14 protein-coding genes are annotated in these 15,228 nt (G+C 60.4%); 7 read left to right on the top strand and 7 right to left on the bottom strand.

The annotated features are described in order from the left end of the window. The first annotated feature begins 176 nt into the window (after positions 1 to 176). On the top strand, positions 177 to 1,526 hold the full coding sequence (gene glpT / locus PseAD21_RS05655) for a glycerol-3-phosphate transporter (protein WP_102354842.1): 1,350 nt from the start codon (positions 177 to 179) through the stop codon (positions 1,524 to 1,526). Here the strand turns inward: glpT and PseAD21_RS05650 are convergent. Further along, positions 1,502 to 2,170, bottom strand: a complete 669-nt coding sequence (locus tag PseAD21_RS05650) for a gamma-glutamylcyclotransferase (protein ID WP_102354841.1) — start codon at positions 2,168 to 2,170, stop codon at positions 1,502 to 1,504. The two genes, glpT and PseAD21_RS05650, sit on opposite strands and share 25 nt — an antisense overlap. Before the next feature lie 354 nt (positions 2,171 to 2,524). On the opposite strand from PseAD21_RS05650, the gene PseAD21_RS05645 reads away from it, so the two are divergent. Beyond that, positions 2,525 to 3,001: a sn-glycerol-3-phosphate transporter gene (locus PseAD21_RS05645; RefSeq protein WP_102354840.1), complete on the top strand. Its 477-nt coding sequence runs from the start codon at positions 2,525 to 2,527 to the stop codon at positions 2,999 to 3,001. Positions 3,002 to 3,035: 34 nt separating this feature from the next. Here PseAD21_RS05645 and PseAD21_RS05640 read toward each other — a convergent pair whose 3' ends face one another. The 6 genes from PseAD21_RS05640 to PseAD21_RS05615 form a co-directional block, all read right to left on the bottom strand. Next, positions 3,036 to 4,004, bottom strand: a complete 969-nt coding sequence (locus tag PseAD21_RS05640; protein ID WP_102354839.1) for a CDP-6-deoxy-delta-3,4-glucoseen reductase — start codon at positions 4,002 to 4,004, stop codon at positions 3,036 to 3,038. Continuing rightward, the gene (gene ubiD, locus PseAD21_RS05635) at positions 4,004 to 5,470 is read right to left on the bottom strand and encodes a 4-hydroxy-3-polyprenylbenzoate decarboxylase (protein ID WP_102354838.1); all 1,467 of its coding nucleotides are present in this window, start codon (positions 5,468 to 5,470) and stop codon (positions 4,004 to 4,006) included. Before ubiD ends, PseAD21_RS05640 begins: the two co-directional genes overlap by 1 nt. Before the next feature lie 69 nt (positions 5,471 to 5,539). Then, entirely contained in the window at positions 5,540 to 7,540 is a 2,001-nt protein-coding gene (locus PseAD21_RS05630) for an acyltransferase family protein (protein WP_102354837.1), read from the bottom strand. 186 nt (positions 7,541 to 7,726) lie between these two features. After that, positions 7,727 to 8,986 (bottom strand): transcription termination factor Rho, encoded by a 1,260-nt coding sequence (gene rho / locus PseAD21_RS05625; RefSeq protein WP_003229334.1) that lies wholly within the window; start codon positions 8,984 to 8,986, stop codon positions 7,727 to 7,729. A 248-nt stretch (positions 8,987 to 9,234) separates the two neighbouring features. Further along, the gene (gene trxA / locus PseAD21_RS05620) at positions 9,235 to 9,564 is read right to left on the bottom strand and encodes a thioredoxin TrxA (protein ID WP_003206727.1); all 330 of its coding nucleotides are present in this window, start codon (positions 9,562 to 9,564) and stop codon (positions 9,235 to 9,237) included. Between the two features lie 120 nt (positions 9,565 to 9,684). After that, the gene (locus PseAD21_RS05615) at positions 9,685 to 10,392 is read right to left on the bottom strand and encodes a FadR/GntR family transcriptional regulator (protein WP_102354836.1); all 708 of its coding nucleotides are present in this window, start codon (positions 10,390 to 10,392) and stop codon (positions 9,685 to 9,687) included. A gap of 256 nt (positions 10,393 to 10,648) precedes the next feature. Between PseAD21_RS05615 and PseAD21_RS05610 the strand changes: the two genes are divergently transcribed. The 5 genes from PseAD21_RS05610 to ppx all read left to right on the top strand — a co-directional run bounded on the left by PseAD21_RS05610 (position 10,649) and on the right by ppx (position 15,218). Then, complete coding sequence (locus tag PseAD21_RS05610) at positions 10,649 to 11,434, top strand: transporter substrate-binding domain-containing protein (RefSeq protein ID WP_102354835.1); 786 nt, start codon at positions 10,649 to 10,651, stop codon at positions 11,432 to 11,434. Between the two features lie 21 nt (positions 11,435 to 11,455). Next, positions 11,456 to 12,124: an amino acid ABC transporter permease gene (locus PseAD21_RS05605; protein WP_102354834.1), complete on the top strand. Its 669-nt coding sequence runs from the start codon at positions 11,456 to 11,458 to the stop codon at positions 12,122 to 12,124. Then, a complete protein-coding gene (locus PseAD21_RS05600) occupies positions 12,121 to 12,771 on the top strand; it encodes an amino acid ABC transporter permease (RefSeq protein WP_102354833.1) in 651 nt (216 codons plus the stop codon). Before PseAD21_RS05605 ends, PseAD21_RS05600 begins: the two co-directional genes overlap by 4 nt. Then, positions 12,758 to 13,495 (top strand): amino acid ABC transporter ATP-binding protein, encoded by a 738-nt coding sequence (locus PseAD21_RS05595; protein ID WP_102354832.1) that lies wholly within the window; start codon positions 12,758 to 12,760, stop codon positions 13,493 to 13,495. Before PseAD21_RS05600 ends, PseAD21_RS05595 begins: the two co-directional genes overlap by 14 nt. 220 nt (positions 13,496 to 13,715) lie before the next feature. Continuing rightward, positions 13,716 to 15,218, top strand: a complete 1,503-nt coding sequence (gene ppx / locus PseAD21_RS05590; protein WP_102354831.1) for an exopolyphosphatase — start codon at positions 13,716 to 13,718, stop codon at positions 15,216 to 15,218. Positions 15,219 to 15,228 lie beyond the last annotated feature (10 nt).

Below are 15,228 nucleotides of genomic sequence, written 5' to 3'. Positions count from 1 at the left end.
ACCATGTTCAAAAGTGGTGAAAACGCCCCGTTCTTACAGCTGAGCGACAGGTTCGTAAAAGAACATGCGACTTCCAACATTTTCCGCTGTTTTGCCGATGCGAACCGGTGCTATTTTCGGTAACGAAACTGTAACATTCGCATCCGCAGTCAAAACAAGAAATCTGGAGCTCTTGAATGTTTGCTTTCTTTCGACCTGCCGCACATCAGGCTCCATTGCCTGAAGAAAAAATAGACAGTACTTACCGACGCCTGCGCTGGCAGATCTTCGCCGGTATCTTCTTTGGTTACGCCGGTTACTACCTGCTGCGCAAAAACTTCTCGCTGGCCATGCCGTACCTGATCGACGAGGGCTACACCCGGGGTCAGTTAGGTGTGGCAATGTCAGCCATCGCGATCGCTTACGGCTTGTCGAAGTTCTTGATGGGCCTGGTGTCCGATCGTTCCAACCCACGTTACTTCCTGCCGTTCGGCTTGCTGATCTCGGCAGGCGTGATGTTCGTCTTCGGTTTTGCACCGTGGGCCACGTCCAGCGTGACCATGATGTTCATTCTGTTGTTCATCAACGGCTGGGCTCAGGGCATGGGTTGGCCGCCGAGCGGTCGGACCATGGTGCACTGGTGGTCGCAGAAAGAGCGCGGCGGCGTGGTGTCGGTATGGAACGTGGCGCACAACGTGGGTGGTGGCCTGATCGGTCCGTTGTTCCTGCTCGGCATGGGCCTGTTCAATGACTGGCATGCGGCATTCTACGTGCCGGCTGCAGTGGCCCTGGGTGTGGCGGCGTTCGCGTTCATGACCATGCGCGACACCCCGCAATCGGTTGGCCTGCCGCCAATCGAGCAGTACAAGAACGATTACCCCGAAGGCTACGATGCCAGCCACGAAGACGAATTCAGCACCAAGGAAATCTTCGTCAAGTACGTGCTGCGCAACAAAATGCTCTGGTACGTGGCCATGGCCAACGTCTTCGTCTACCTGCTGCGCTATGGCGTACTGGACTGGGCCCCGACGTATCTGAAGGAAGCCAAGCACTTCACCGTGGACACCACGTCGTGGGCGTACTTCTTCTACGAGTGGGCCGGTATTCCAGGCACGCTGCTGTGTGGCTGGATGTCAGACAAGATCTTCCGTGGCAATCGTGGCCTGACCGGCATGGTATTCATGGCGCTGGTCACCGTGGCGACGCTGGTCTACTGGCTCAACCCGCCTGGCAACCCGACCATCGACATGATCGCGCTGTTCTCCATTGGCTTCCTGATCTATGGCCCGGTGATGTTGACCGGTTTGCAGGCACTGGAACTTGCACCGAAGAAAGCCGCCGGTACTGCAGCAGGCTTCACCGGTCTGTTTGGTTATCTGGGTGGGTCGGTCGCGGCCAGTGCAGCGATGGGCTACACCGTGGACCATTTCGGCTGGGACGGCGGCTTCGTGCTGCTGGTGGGCGGCTGCATCATGGCGATGGTTTGCCTGGCTCCGACCTTGTGGCACAAGAACGTCGCCAGTCAGAGCCGTGAGGCGCTCGCCTGATCGACCTTTGACTTGCAGCGCTTGAGCCGCGCCTCCAGATTTCGATCCGGCATGGCGTGGCTGCGCAGGGCGTGGGCGGGCTGCTCGACATAATCGCGAGTCGTGCCGTACCGCCCGCAAGCGCTTTCAAACACCTGGCTCAGCACATGATCCGGCAAGTTACCGGCATAGCTGGGCAGGTGTCGCTCCAAGACAAATCCTAAAGCCTGCACCTGACTGCCATCTTCGAGCCGGCAGTTGAGCCAGTGTGGGCGATAGGACGGGAACGGCATTTCGCGTTTCCATAGCGCGTACAGCGCACCGTCGAGATTTTCTTCCGGCAGCCGATAGGCGAAGCCGCTGCACGAACCACCGCGATCCAGACCAAACACCAGCCCGGGCATTTCCGGCGTCCCGCGATGCTCGTGCGACCACAGGTACAGGCCGCGATGGTAGCCATGGACTCGCCCGCGCACCCGCTCCACCGCCGTACATTCCGGGCGCCAGATCAGCGAACCGTAGGCAAACAGCCACACCGGCCCGCCCTTGTGGCGCGCCATGGTCGATTGCATCGAGACGAGAAGTTGTTCGTGTGTCAGCTGCGGCCCCAGATCGAGCCGCGGAGGGTAAGCCAGATTCACAAAAGCAGATTCAATGGCTGTCATGACGGAAGTGTTCGGCCCCGCAAGTATTACAAGATGTAAGCACAATTCGCTTGATAGAACATATAGCAGTAACTGTAAAACGAAAAGTGCTAAAGGATGTATGACCTGCCCGATAGCACTAAAGCGCAATTATCAGCCTCGGCTAACGGGTTTTATATAGCCTAATACCATTGCCAAAATATCTTAAATACCCGAATGAAATATGCATAAGCCTTCGCTTGTTCAGGATCGGTTCAAGAAAATGCAGGAAACTTCCTACTAAAATGTCGGACTTTCTGTCTTTCCCGTCGCTGAACGCCTACGTATAACGGCCTTCCTCTGGCGCAAGCCATCCCGTTTGACCGAGGCTGCATCATGAAAAAACCAAGGCTGTTAGCCGCATTGTTGTTGATTCAGACCGGCCAGGCTTTGGCCGAGGATGACTCACAGAAGGACAAGGGCTTCTGGTACGCACAGACCAGTGTCTATACCCGACATTACTCGCCCGACCCCGAACACAATAATCATCAGGACTTGATCGGCATCGAACGCAATCAGGCTTCCGGCTGGGTATGGGGCGGGGCAACTTTCCGCAATTCGTTCCGCCAGCGCTCGAACTATGCGTATGTCGGCAAACGCTATGACAGCAGCGAGTATCCGGTTTATCTGAAAATCACCGGTGGGCTGTTGCAGGGTTATCGCGGTGATTACAAGGACAAGATCCCGTTGAATCGCTACGGCGTTGCGCCGGTGATCATTCCGTCCATCGGTACTCACTACGGCCCATTGGCCGCCGAGTTGGTATTCCTCGGCGCCAACGCGGCGATGGTGACTACCGGCGTACGTTTCTAGGGGTGGGGCTCAGGCTCGGCTCAATTCGCGCGGCTCAAGAGCGTGGCGCGTAGGCAAATACATCGGCGCGCATCTGGTGCGCATCCATCCCGGCTTCCACCAGCGCATCCAGCGTGCCGTAGACCATTGCCGGCGAGCCGCTGGCGTAGACATGCAGGGCCTTCAGATCCGCGAAGTCTTCGCACACGGCCTGGTGCAACATCCCGCAGCGCCCTTCCCAACCGCACTGGTCGCTGACCACTTTGTGCAGGAACAGGTTGGGCAGCCTCAGCCACTCATCCCAGTGTTCGATTTCGTAGAAATCCTCCGGACGACGTACACCCCAGTACAAATGCACCGGGTGTTTGAAGCCGTTGGCGCGGCAGTGTTCGATCAGGCTGTGGATCTGGCCCATGCCAGTACCGGCGGCGATCAGCACCAGCGGACCGTCGGGCAGTTCGGCGAGATGAGTGTCGCCGAATGGTAGCTCGACGCGCACCAGCGGGTTGCGTTGCAGTTGCTCGATCAGGCTCAACGCACTGGCCTCGCGCGCCAGTACGTGGATTTCCAGGTCACGCCCGCCGTGCGGTGCCGAGGCCATGGAGAACGCCGACTTCTCGCCGCTTTCGCGCTCGATCATCAGGTACTGCCCGGCGTGATAGCGCGGCGACTTGCCGGCCGGCGCCCGCAAGCGCACGCGCCAGGTGTCGCCGCCGACGTCCCGGCATTCGATGACCTGACACGACAGGCTGCGCACCGGCAGTTCTCCCAGCGCGAGCACGCCATCCCACAGCAGGATGCAGTCTTCCAGCGGCTCGGCTATGCAAGTGTAGAACTCGCCGTGGTCGTGCACCTTGCCGGCCTGCTCGACCCGGCCTTCCACCAGCAGCGCCGCACATACATGGCAATTGCCGTTGCGACAGCTTTGCGGGCATTCGTAGCCCAGGCGCCGAGCGCCATCGAGAATCCGCTCGCCGGGCCGTATCTCAAGCACCGCTCCGGAGGGCTGCAGGGTTACACGCATCAATCTATTCCTAACTGATTCCAGATGGCATCGATCCGCTGGGTGACGGCGTCGTCCTTGACGATCACGCGACCCCACTCGCGAGTGGTTTCGCCCGGCCACTTGTGGGTGGCATCCAGGCCCATTTTCGAGCCCAGGCCGGAAACCGGCGAGGCGAAGTCGAGGTAGTCGATCGGCGTGTTGTCGATCATCACCGTGTCGCGCTTGGGGTCCATGCGCGTGGTAATGGCCCAGATCACGTCGTTCCAGTCCCGGGCGTTGATATCGTCGTCAGTGACGATAACGAACTTGGTGTACATGAATTGTCGCAAAAACGACCAGACACCGAGCATCACGCGCTTGGCATGCCCCGGATACGACTTCTTCATGGTCACGATGGCCATGCGGTACGAGCAGCCTTCTGGCGGCAGGTAGAAGTCGGTGATCTCCGGGAACTGCTTCTGCAGGATCGGCACGAACACTTCGTTCAGCGCCACGCCGAGGATCGCCGGCTCATCCGGCGGACGACCGGTATAGGTGCTGTGGTAGATCGGTTTGATCCGGTGGGTGATGCGTTCGACGGTGAACACCGGGAAGCTGTCGACTTCGTTGTAGTAACCGGTGTGGTCGCCGTACGGGCCTTCGTCGGCCATCTCGCCCGGGTGGATCACGCCTTCGAGGATGATCTCGGCAGTGGCCGGCACTTGCAGGTCGTTGCCACGGCACTTGACCAGTTCGGTGCGGTTACCGCGCAGCAGACCGGCGAAGGCGTATTCGGAAAGGCTGTCCGGCACCGGCGTCACGGCGCCGAGGATGGTCGCCGGGTCAGCGCCCAACGCTACAGACACCGGGAACGGCTGACCCGGGTGCTTCTCACACCACTCGCGAAAATCCAGCGCGCCGCCACGGTGGCTGAGCCAGCGCATGATCACCTTGTTGCGGCCGATCACTTGCTGACGGTAGATGCCGAGGTTCTGACGGTCCTTGTTCGGGCCTTTGGTGACGGTCAGGCCCCAGGTGATCAGCGGGCCGACGTCGCCGGGCCAGCAGGTCTGCACCGGCAGCATCGCCAGGTCGACGTCGTCGCCTTCGATAACCACTTCCTGGCACACCGCGTCTTTGACGACTTTCGGTGCCATCGCGATGATCTTGCGGAAGATCGGCAGTTTCGACCACGCATCCTTCAAGCCCTTCGGCGGCTCCGGCTCCTTGAGGAAGGCCAGCAGCTTGCCGATTTCGCGCAGCTCGCTGACCGACTCGGCGCCCATGCCCATGGCGACCCGCTCGGGGGTGCCGAACAGGTTGCCGAGCACCGGGATGTCATAGCCGGTGGGCTTTTCGAACAGCAGCGCCGGGCCCTTGGCCCGCAGTGTGCGGTCGCACACCTCGGTCATCTCCAGCACCGGCGAGACGGGAATCTGGATGCGTTTCAACTCTCCGCGCTGCTCAAGCTGCTGCACGAAATCCCGAAGATCCTTGAATTTCATTGACGATGGCACCCTCAAAATAGGCGTACATCCTACCTGCTATGCCGGCCTGTGGCAGCCTGTCGCTGCCTACTTGGCTGCATTCGTCTGTGCTTTTCCAAGGTTTTCCCGGGCTTGCAGGCCGATAAACAGCGGCTCGAGGAGCGGCGCCACGAAGCGCGCACCGACTTCGGACAGATGATTGTCATCGGTGTACAGCGAATAACCGCCGAGTTCAGCGTGGCACAGGCCCTTGTCATCACACAGGCGCGGCGCCGGATCGACTACATGCACGGCCGGGTCAACCTGCGCCAGCAGCGCGAACAACTGACTGATGAACACCTGGCGCTTGTGGTGCACCTCGACGTCCAGACCGACGTCATTGACCGGACGATCGAGCATCGCCAGACGCGTCAGCCGATACGGCGGGCTGAAGGCTTGCAACGGCGCCTCTTTCACCAGCCACACGCGATGCCCGCCAGCGCGCAATTGCGCCACCCGTGCCCGCAGACCTTCAGCCAGACGCCGCTCGGCGTCGGCGCGGTCGTAACGGCCATCAGGTGTTCTCAATACGTGGCCCAGATCGCCTTTGGCATCGCCGTACAGATACAGGCTCCACCGCGCGACCAGCACCACATCGCTGACCGACTGCGCCTTCAGCCCCTGCTCGACCCGCTTGTTGAAGCGCGCACAAACACCGTCATGTTCCAGCCCATCGACCGGGATACACCCCGGGGAACTGGCCAGGATCACGCTAACGCCATGGGCCTTGGCACCGTCATCGAACACCGGGATCAACGCGGTGGCGTGACTGTCGCCCCAGACCATCGCGCGGGTCGGCAGATCCGTCACGCCGTAATGGCAGAACAGCTTGTCGTCAGGGGTCTTGTCGTCCGCCAGACACGCCATCAACTCCGGTCGCCACTCGCGGCCCTTGGCGTATTGCAGAGCCTGCTCGGACAGGCGCCATGGCAGGCCATCGGTCCAGCGCAGGGATTGCCCGGCCAGACCGAGCACCAGAATGCCGCATAAACCCGCGAGCAATACCTGGCGACGCCCGGCCAGCAAACGCCGCTCACGGAACGGGGTTTCGACGAGTTTCCACGACAGATAACCGAGTACCAGCGTCAACAGGATCAAGCCAGCCGTATCGAGCACGCCCGGTTCATCGACACTGGCGTAGCTGGAAAAAACGAACACCGGCCAATGCCACAAATACCAGGAATAGGAAATCAGACCGAGGCCGACCATCACCCGACTGCTCAACAATTGACCAACCACTGTTTCACGATGACCATTGGCCAGAATCAGCAGCACTACGCCCAGCACCGGCAACAATGCGGTGGCCCCCGGGAACGGCGTCGACTTGTCGTAGACGAACACCGCCAGCAGGATCAGCCCCATGCCCAGCAGGCTCAAGGCCTGGGCGGCCAGCGGTTTCAAGCGCCAGGCGTGTTTCGGCGCAATCGCCAGCATCGCCCCGGCCAGCAACTCCCAGGCCCGCATCGGCAGCAGGAAGAAGGCTTTTTCCGGGTGATGATTGATTGCCCACACACTCAGCCCGAACGACACCAGCAGCACGCCGAACAGCGCCAGCCGCCAGTGTTTCAGCCGGCTCGAGAGCAACGTCAGCAGCAGCGGAAAGACAATGTAGAACTGCTCTTCCACCGCCAGCGACCAGGTGTGCAGCAGCGGTTTCAGGTCAGAGGCGACATCGAAGTAGCCGTCCTGGCGCATGAACAGGATGTTCGAGACGAACGTCACCTGGTAACGCACCGAGCGCCCTAGCTCTTCATAGTCCTTGGGAGCCAGCAGGAACCAGCCCACCGCCAGCACCGCAATGATCATCGCGAACAGCGCCGGCAGAATCCGCCGCGCACGCCGCGCCCAGAACTCGACGAAACTGAAACGACCCGCCTGACGCTGGTTCCAGATGATCGAAGTAATGAGGTAGCCGGAAATCACGAAGAACACGTCCACGCCGACAAAACCGCCGGTAAACCCCGGGACGCCAAAGTGGAACAGCACCACGGCGATCACTGCGACTGCGCGCAAGCCGTCGATATCCCTTCGATAAGCGAGTGTGCTCATAAATCTTTAATGCCAATCAGATGGTTGTTTTTTGTACAGCTTGAGCCTCTGACTCGAAGAGGCTCACGAATGCTGCTTGTTGTTTTTGCCCAGTGACAGACCTTAACAGATCACGAACCTCCCATAATTCAGGCAAAAAAAATGGCATCCCGTACGGGATGCCATTTTCGGGTACTACCTGCGATGTTACTTGCGCTTCATCGACAGGAAGAACTCGTCGTTGGTCTTGGTCGTTTTCAGCTTGTCGACCAGGAACTCGATCGCTGCGACTTCGTCCATCGGGTGCAGCAGCTTGCGCAGAATCCACATGCGCTGCAGTTCGTCGTCGGCGGTCAGCAACTCTTCGCGGCGGGTGCCGGAACGGTTGATGTTGATGGCCGGGAACACGCGCTTTTCCGCAATCTTGCGGTCCAGCGGCAGTTCCATGTTGCCGGTACCCTTGAACTCTTCGTAGATCACTTCGTCCATTTTCGAACCGGTTTCAACCAGTGCGGTGGCGATAATGGTCAGCGAGCCGCCTTCTTCGATGTTGCGCGCAGCACCGAAGAAACGCTTTGGCTTCTCCAGGGCGTGAGCATCGACACCACCGGTCAGGACCTTGCCGGAGCTCGGGATCACGGTGTTGTAGGCACGGGCCAGACGGGTGATGGAGTCGAGCAGGATCACCACGTCCTTCTTGTGTTCGACCAGGCGCTTGGCCTTCTCGATCACCATTTCGGCAACCTGAACGTGGCGGGTCGGCGGCTCGTCGAAAGTCGAGGCAACCACTTCGCCGCGCACGGTGCGCTGCATTTCGGTTACTTCTTCCGGACGTTCGTCGATCAGCAGCACAATCAGGTGAACTTCAGGGTTATTACGGGCGATATTCGCTGCGATGTTCTGCAGCATGATCGTTTTACCGGCTTTGGGCGGTGCAACGATCAGACCACGCTGGCCTTTGCCAATCGGGGCGCACAGGTCGATCACACGACCGGTCAAGTCTTCAGTGGAACCGTTGCCGGCTTCCATCTTCATGCGCACAGTCGGGAACAGCGGGGTCAGGTTCTCGAAGAGAATCTTGTTTTTCGCGTTCTCCGGACGATCGAAGTTGATCGTGTCGACCTTGAGCAGGGCGAAATAACGCTCGCCTTCCTTTGGAGGGCGGATCTTGCCAACGATGGTGTCACCGGTGCGCAAGTTGAAACGACGGATCTGGCTTGGCGAGACGTAGATATCGTCCGGACCGGCCAGGTAGGAAGCGTCAGCGGAGCGCAGGAAGCCGAAGCCGTCCTGGAGAATCTCCAGCACGCCATCACCGGAGATTTCCTCGCCGCTTTTCGCGTGCTTTTTGAGCAGGGAGAAAATCACGTCCTGCTTGCGCGAACGGGCCATATTTTCTATGCCCATCTGTTCGGCCAATTCGAGCAGTTCGGTAATCGGCTTTTGCTTGAGTTCAGTCAGATTCATATAGGAATGACGTAATCATTTATGGAGGGGGGGAAATTAAGCTTTTGGCTTAATGAGGCCGCGCCGCGGAGAAGGCGACAGGATCGCGAACTTGTTCGAAAAGGAGTGCGTCGGCGACGGCTAGCAGGGGGCAGTGGAGAAACCAGTGCGGGGCCGAATGTACCACCTGAGTTTCGGAGCGTCTAGCCCTGAATACGCAAAAAGCCCCGCAATTTGCGAGGCTTTTTTTCGGCGATTTACAGCGACGCTTAGATGTTGGCGTCGAGGAAAGCAGCCAGTTGCGACTTCGACAGGGCGCCGACTTTGGTCGCTTCAACGTTGCCGTTCTTGAACAGCATCAGCGTCGGGATACCACGTACGCCGTGCTTGGCCGGAGTTTCCTGGTTTTCGTCGATGTTCAGTTTGGCAACGGTCAGCTTGCCTTTGTAGGTCTCGGCAATCTCGTCCAGAACCGGAGCGATCATTTTGCAAGGGCCGCACCATTCAGCCCAGTAGTCGACCAGTACAGCGCCTTCGGCCTTGAGTACGTCGGCTTCGAAGCTGGCGTCGCTAACGTGTTTGATCAGATCGCTGCTCATGGAATTCTCCAGGTTGTAAGCAAAAAAACGTGGCCCATCATATCCGCCCTTCCCTTGTTCAGGAAGCCGCAGATGATTGAGTCTTGCTATGGCGCCCCATGAGTCTGGGTATAGCTCAAGTCACGCGGTGGCGGGGGCGATGAAGGCAATCCCGGTACGCAGTGCCGCGTTGCGCACGTGCTCCTGCATGGCTTTCTGGGCAGCGGCGGACGCCCGGCGCGCCAGTGCGCGGAGAATCTTGCGGTGCTCCTGCCAGGTTTCCATGGCCCGTTCGGCGCGGATGAACGGTAGCTTCTGGCTCTCGAGAAAGATCTCGGCACTGGCGGTAAGGATGCTCAGCATCGCCTGATTGCCGCTGGCCAACAGAATGCGCTGGTGGAATTCAAAGTCGAGCGTCGCTGCCGCCTCGAAGTCACCCGCCTTCAATTGCTCACGCATCGCCGCAACGTTGTCCTCCAGCGCATCCAGATCGAACGTGCTCAAGGTTACCGCCGCCAACCCGGCCGCAAACCCTTCCAGCGCATAGCGCAGCTGAAAAATATCGAGCGGCGAGGCCTGCGCCGCAAACGACCAGCCCGGTGCGCTGTCGCCGCGCGACAACTCCACCGGAGCCTGCACGAAAACACCCTTGCCCGGCTGAATGCTGACCACGCCCAGCGCACTCAGCGATGACAGCGCCTCGCGCAATGACGCCCGACTCACGCCAAGTTGCAGCGCCAGATCGCGCTGTGACGGCAAGGCGTCGCCCGCGCCGAAACCCTGGTCGGTGATCAGTTTGCGGATCGCTTGCAGCGCCACTTCGGGTACCGCACGGGAAATCGAATTCATGGTTTTTCAGATGCGTCAGGCCAATGTGCGGCTAGTTGTAAAGCTATTCGCCGAGTCCGGCAAGTCATGCCCCAGCGGGGTTCGGTGATCGAGGCCGATGCGCCATGGCAGTGCGAAAAACGACCTGACTGTTCAGACCAGTAAGACCGAACAAACCCGCTGAAACCGTGGTCTGCCGTGGCGAAAGCCACGTATTGGCACGGCACATGCTCTGTCCGAACGCAGATTTAACTTCCCGCCGATCCGGAGATTTGCCATGACCCTGCGTTACCGAGCCCTCCTCGCCGCGCTGTTTTCCAGCCTGATGCTCAGCCATATCCCCGCTCACGCCGACGGCCTGGACGACGTGGTCAAACGCGGCACACTGAAAGTCGCGGTGCCTCAGGACTTCCCGCCATTCGGCTCGGTCGGCCCGGACATGAAGCCTCGCGGCCTGGACATCGACACGGCGAAACTGCTGGCCGAGCAGCTCAAGGTCAAACTCGAACTGACCCCGGTCAACAGCACCAACCGCATCCCGTTCCTGACCACCGGCAAAGTCGATCTGGTGATCTCAAGCCTGGGCAAGAACCCTGAGCGCGAAAAAGTCATCGACTTCTCCCACGCCTACGCGCCGTTCTACCTCGCGGTATTTGGCCCGCCTGATGCCGCAATCACCACGCTCGACGACCTCAAGGGCAAAACCATCAGCGTCACCCGTGGCGCCATCGAAGACATCGAGCTGACCAAGGTCGCCCCCGAGGGCGTGACCATCAAGCGCTTCGAAGACAACAACTCGACCATTGCCGCCTACCTCGCCGGGCAAGTCGACCTGATCGCCAGCGGCAACGTGGTGATGGTCGCAATCAGCGAGAAAAACCCGAAACGCGTGCCGGCGCTGAAAGTGAAGCTCAAGGATTCACCGGTTTACGTCGGCGTGAACAAGAACGAAGCGGCGCTGCTGGCCAAGGTCAACGACATCCTGACCACCGCCAAGGCTGACGGCGCACTGGAAAAGAATTCTCAGACCTGGCTGAAAGAGCCGCTGCCGGCCGATCTCTGATCGACTGCGCGGGAGACCTTCATGGCTTATCAGTTCGATTTCATGCCGGTGGTGGAAAACACCGATCTGTTGCTGCGCGGCGCGCTGTTCACCCTTGAGCTGACGGCCATCGGCGCGTTGCTTGGGGTGGGCGTCGGGATTGTCGGCGCGCTGGTGCGGGCGTGGAACATCCGCCCGTTCTCGGCAATCTTCGGCGTCTACGTCGAGTTGATCCGCAACACGCCATTTCTGGTGCAGCTGTTCTTCATATTCTTCGGCCTGCCCTCGCTCGGGGTGCAGATTTCCGAATGGCAGGCGGCGGTACTGGCGATGGTGATCAACCTCGGTGCGTATTCGACCGAGATCATTCGCGCCGGCATCCAGGCGATCCCGCGCGGGCAACTGGAAGCCGCGGCCGCGCTGGCGATGAGCCGGTTCGAAGCGTTCCGCTACGTGGTGCTGCTGCCGGCGCTGGGCAAGGTCTGGCCGGCCCTGAGCAGCCAGATCATCATCGTCATGCTCGGGTCGGCGGTGTGTTCGCAGATCGCCACCGAGGAGTTGAGCTTCGCCGCCAACTTCATTCAGTCGCGCAACTTCCGCGCCTTCGAAACCTATGCGCTGACCACGCTGATTTACCTGTGCATGGCGCTGCTGATCCGGCAACTGCTGAACTGGGTCGGCCGCCGCTATATCGCGAGGAGCAGCCGATGAGCGACTTCACCTTCTGGGACATCCTGCGCAATCTGCTCACCGGTCTGCAGTGGACGCTGGCGTTGTCGCTGGTGGCCTTCATCGGTGGCGGGGTCGTCGGGCTGCTGATTCTGGTCATGCGCATCTCGAAAAACCCTTTGCCGAGCAACATCGCCCGCACCTGGATCGAACTGTTCCAGGGCACGCCGCTGCTGATGCAACTGTTTCTGGTGTTCTTCGGCGTGGCGCTGGCCGGGATCGAAATCTCGCCGTGGATGGCGGCGGCGATTGCCCTGACGCTGTTTACCAGCGCCTATCTGGCGGAGATCTGGCGCGGTTGCGTCGAAGCAATTCCCCATGGCCAATGGGAAGCCTCTTCAAGCCTGGCGCTGAACCCGCTGGAGCAATTGCGCTACGTGATCCTGCCGCAAGCGCTGCGGATTGCCGTGGCGCCGACCGTGGGCTTCTCGGTGCAAGTGGTCAAAGGCACCGCGGTGACCTCAATCATCGGCTTCACCGAGCTGACCAAAACCGGCGGCATGCTCGCCAATGCTACCTTCGAACCGTTCATGGTCTACGGCCTCGTCGCCCTCGGCTACTTCCTGCTCTGCTACCCCTTGTCGCTCAGTGCGCGCTACCTGGAAAGGAGACTGCATGCCTCTGCTTAGAATTTCCGCCCTGCATAAATACTACGGCGATCACCACGTGCTCAAAGGCATCGACCTGAGCGTCGAGGAAGGCCAGGTGGTGGCGATCATCGGCCGCAGCGGCTCGGGCAAATCGACCCTGCTGCGCACCCTCAACGGTCTGGAGTCGATCAACGACGGGGTGATCGAAGTCGACGGCGAATACCTCGACGCCGCCCGCGCCGATCTGCGCAGCCTGCGGCAAAAAGTCGGCATGGTGTTCCAGCAGTTCAACCTGTTCCCGCACCTGACCGTGGGCGAGAACGTGATGCTCGCCCCGCAAGTGGTGCAGAAAGTGTCCAAGGCCAAGGCGGCCGAACTGGCGCGCAAGATGCTCGAGCGCGTCGGCCTGGGGGAGAAATTCGATGCGTTTCCGGACCGACTCTCCGGTGGCCAGCAGCAGCGTGTGGCAATTGCCCGGGCCTTGGCGATGTCGCCGAAAGTGCTGCTGTGCGACGAAATCACCTCGGCGCTGGACCCGGAGCTGGTCAATGAAGTGCTCAGCGTGGTGCGCCAATTGGCCCGGGAAGGCATGACGCTGATCATGGTCACCCACGAAATGCGCTTCGCCCGGGAGGTCGGGGACAAACTGGTGTTCATGCACCATGGCAAGGTGCATGAGGTGGGGGATCCGAAGGTGTTGTTTGCCAATCCGCAGACGGCGGAGCTGGCGAATTTCATTGGTACGGTGGAAGCGACAGCCTGAATCTGACTCACCCTGATCGTTCCCACGCTCCGCGTGGGAATGCAGCCAGGGACGCTCTGCGTCCCAAAAGCGGACGCAGAGCGTCCGGTGAGGCATTCCCACGCAGAGCCTGGGAACGATCAGGTTCGGGGTGCTCGCTCCGGCGGTTTGAACCATGCGCGTTGGCGTCAGCGTTTGATCGTGGCACGATGTCGGGGTTATCGACCGAGACCCCCAGACCATGCCGCAATCCAAAGCCAAGAATCTGTCCCTGATCGCCGCAATCGACCTGGGCTCCAACAGCTTTCACATGGTCGTGGCCAAGGCCCAGAACGGTGAAATCCGTATTCTGGAGCGCCTCGGAGAGAAGGTTCAGCTTGCCGCCGGCATCGACGATGAGCGCCATCTCAACGAAGAATCCATGCAGCGCGGGCTTGATTGCCTCAAGCGCTTCGCCCAACTGATCAACGGCATGCCCCTGGGCGCCGTGCGGATCGTTGGCACCAACGCCCTGCGCGAAGCGCGCAACCGCCTGGAATTCATCCACCGCGCCGAAGAAATCCTCGGTCACCCGGTGGAAGTCATCTCCGGCCGTGAAGAAGCGCGCCTGATCTATCTGGGCGTCTCGCACACCCTCGCCGACACCCCGGGCAAACGTCTGGTGGCCGACATCGGCGGCGGCAGTACCGAATTCATCATTGGCCAGCGCTTCGAGCCTTTGTTGCGCGAAAGCCTGCAAATGGGCTGCGTCAGCTTCACCCAGCGTTACTTCAAGGACGGCAAGATCACCCCGGCCCGTTACGCCCAGGCGTATACCGCGGCACGGCTGGAGATCATGAGCATCGAGCACGCCCTGCACCGCCTGACCTGGGATGAAGCCATCGGCTCCTCGGGCACCATCCGCGCCATCGGCCTGGCGCTGAAGGCCGGCGGGCATGGCACCGGCGAAGTCAACGCCGAAGGCCTGGCCTGGCTCAAGCGCCGCCTGTTCAAGCTGGGTGACGTCGACAAGATCGATTTCGAAGGCATCAAGCCTGACCGTCGGGCGATTTTCCCGGCGGGTCTGGCGATTCTCGAAGCGATCTTCGACGCCCTCGAACTGCAACGCATGGATCACTGTGAAGGCGCGCTGCGTGAAGGCGTGCTCTACGACCTGCTGGGCCGCCATCATCACGAAGACGTGCGCGAACGCACCCTGACCTCGCTGATGGAGCGTTACCACGTCGATCTGGAACAAGCGGCGCGAGTCGAGCGCAAGGCGCTGCACGCCTTCGATCAGGTCGCCGCAGACTGGGAGCTGGATGACGGTATCTGGCGCGAACTGCTGGGCTGGGCGGCGAAAGTCCACGAAGTCGGGCTCGACATCGCGCACTACCACTACCACAAACATGGCGCCTACCTGATCGAACACTCGGACCTCGCCGGATTCTCCCGCGAAGACCAGCAGATGCTCGCCTTGCTGGTACGTGGCCATCGCCGCAACATCCCCAAGGACAAGTTCGCCGAGTTCGGTGACGACGGCGACAAGCTGATCCGCCTTTGCGTGCTGCTGCGCTTCGCGATCCTGTTCCACCACATTCGCGGGACTCAGGCGATGCCGCAGGTGGTGCTGCATGCGAAGGGTGACAACCTGGATGTGGAGTTTCCGGAGAACTGGCTGGATGAGAATCAGCTGACTCAGGCGGATTTCGGGCTTGAGGCGGATTGGCTGACGCGGGTGGGGATTGTGCTTACTGTTCACTGAGTTAAATCTC

The sequence above is a fragment of the Pseudomonas sp. AD21 genome (assembly GCF_002878485.1).
In the GTDB taxonomy this organism is placed as follows: Bacteria; Pseudomonadota; Gammaproteobacteria; order Pseudomonadales; family Pseudomonadaceae; genus Aquipseudomonas.
Note: the sequence above shows the minus strand (reverse complement) of the source record. Positions and strands in the feature narration are given on the sequence as shown.

Excerpts from the sequence above, each read along its gene's own strand:
- glpT (WP_102354842.1), top strand. The coding sequence starts at position 177 with ATGTTTGCTTTCTTTCGACCTGCCGCACATCAGGCTCCATTGCCTGAA.
- PseAD21_RS05605 (WP_102354834.1), top strand. The coding sequence starts at position 11,456 with ATGGCTTATCAGTTCGATTTCATGCCGGTGGTGGAAAACACCGATCTG.
- ubiD (WP_102354838.1), bottom strand. The coding sequence starts at position 5,470 with ATGAAATTCAAGGATCTTCGGGATTTCGTGCAGCAGCTTGAGCAGCGC.
- PseAD21_RS05640 (WP_102354839.1), bottom strand. The coding sequence starts at position 4,004 with ATGCGTGTAACCCTGCAGCCCTCCGGAGCGGTGCTTGAGATACGGCCC.
- PseAD21_RS05650 (WP_102354841.1), bottom strand. The coding sequence starts at position 2,170 with ATGACAGCCATTGAATCTGCTTTTGTGAATCTGGCTTACCCTCCGCGG.
- PseAD21_RS05630 (WP_102354837.1), bottom strand. The coding sequence starts at position 7,540 with ATGAGCACACTCGCTTATCGAAGGGATATCGACGGCTTGCGCGCAGTC.
- PseAD21_RS05615 (WP_102354836.1), bottom strand. The coding sequence starts at position 10,392 with ATGAATTCGATTTCCCGTGCGGTACCCGAAGTGGCGCTGCAAGCGATC.
- ppx (WP_102354831.1), top strand. The coding sequence starts at position 13,716 with ATGCCGCAATCCAAAGCCAAGAATCTGTCCCTGATCGCCGCAATCGAC.
- PseAD21_RS05595 (WP_102354832.1), top strand. The coding sequence starts at position 12,758 with ATGCCTCTGCTTAGAATTTCCGCCCTGCATAAATACTACGGCGATCAC.
- PseAD21_RS05645 (WP_102354840.1), top strand. The coding sequence starts at position 2,525 with ATGAAAAAACCAAGGCTGTTAGCCGCATTGTTGTTGATTCAGACCGGC.
- PseAD21_RS05600 (WP_102354833.1), top strand. The coding sequence starts at position 12,121 with ATGAGCGACTTCACCTTCTGGGACATCCTGCGCAATCTGCTCACCGGT.
- trxA (WP_003206727.1), bottom strand. The coding sequence starts at position 9,564 with ATGAGCAGCGATCTGATCAAACACGTTAGCGACGCCAGCTTCGAAGCC.
- rho (WP_003229334.1), bottom strand. The coding sequence starts at position 8,986 with ATGAATCTGACTGAACTCAAGCAAAAGCCGATTACCGAACTGCTCGAA.
- PseAD21_RS05610 (WP_102354835.1), top strand. The coding sequence starts at position 10,649 with ATGACCCTGCGTTACCGAGCCCTCCTCGCCGCGCTGTTTTCCAGCCTG.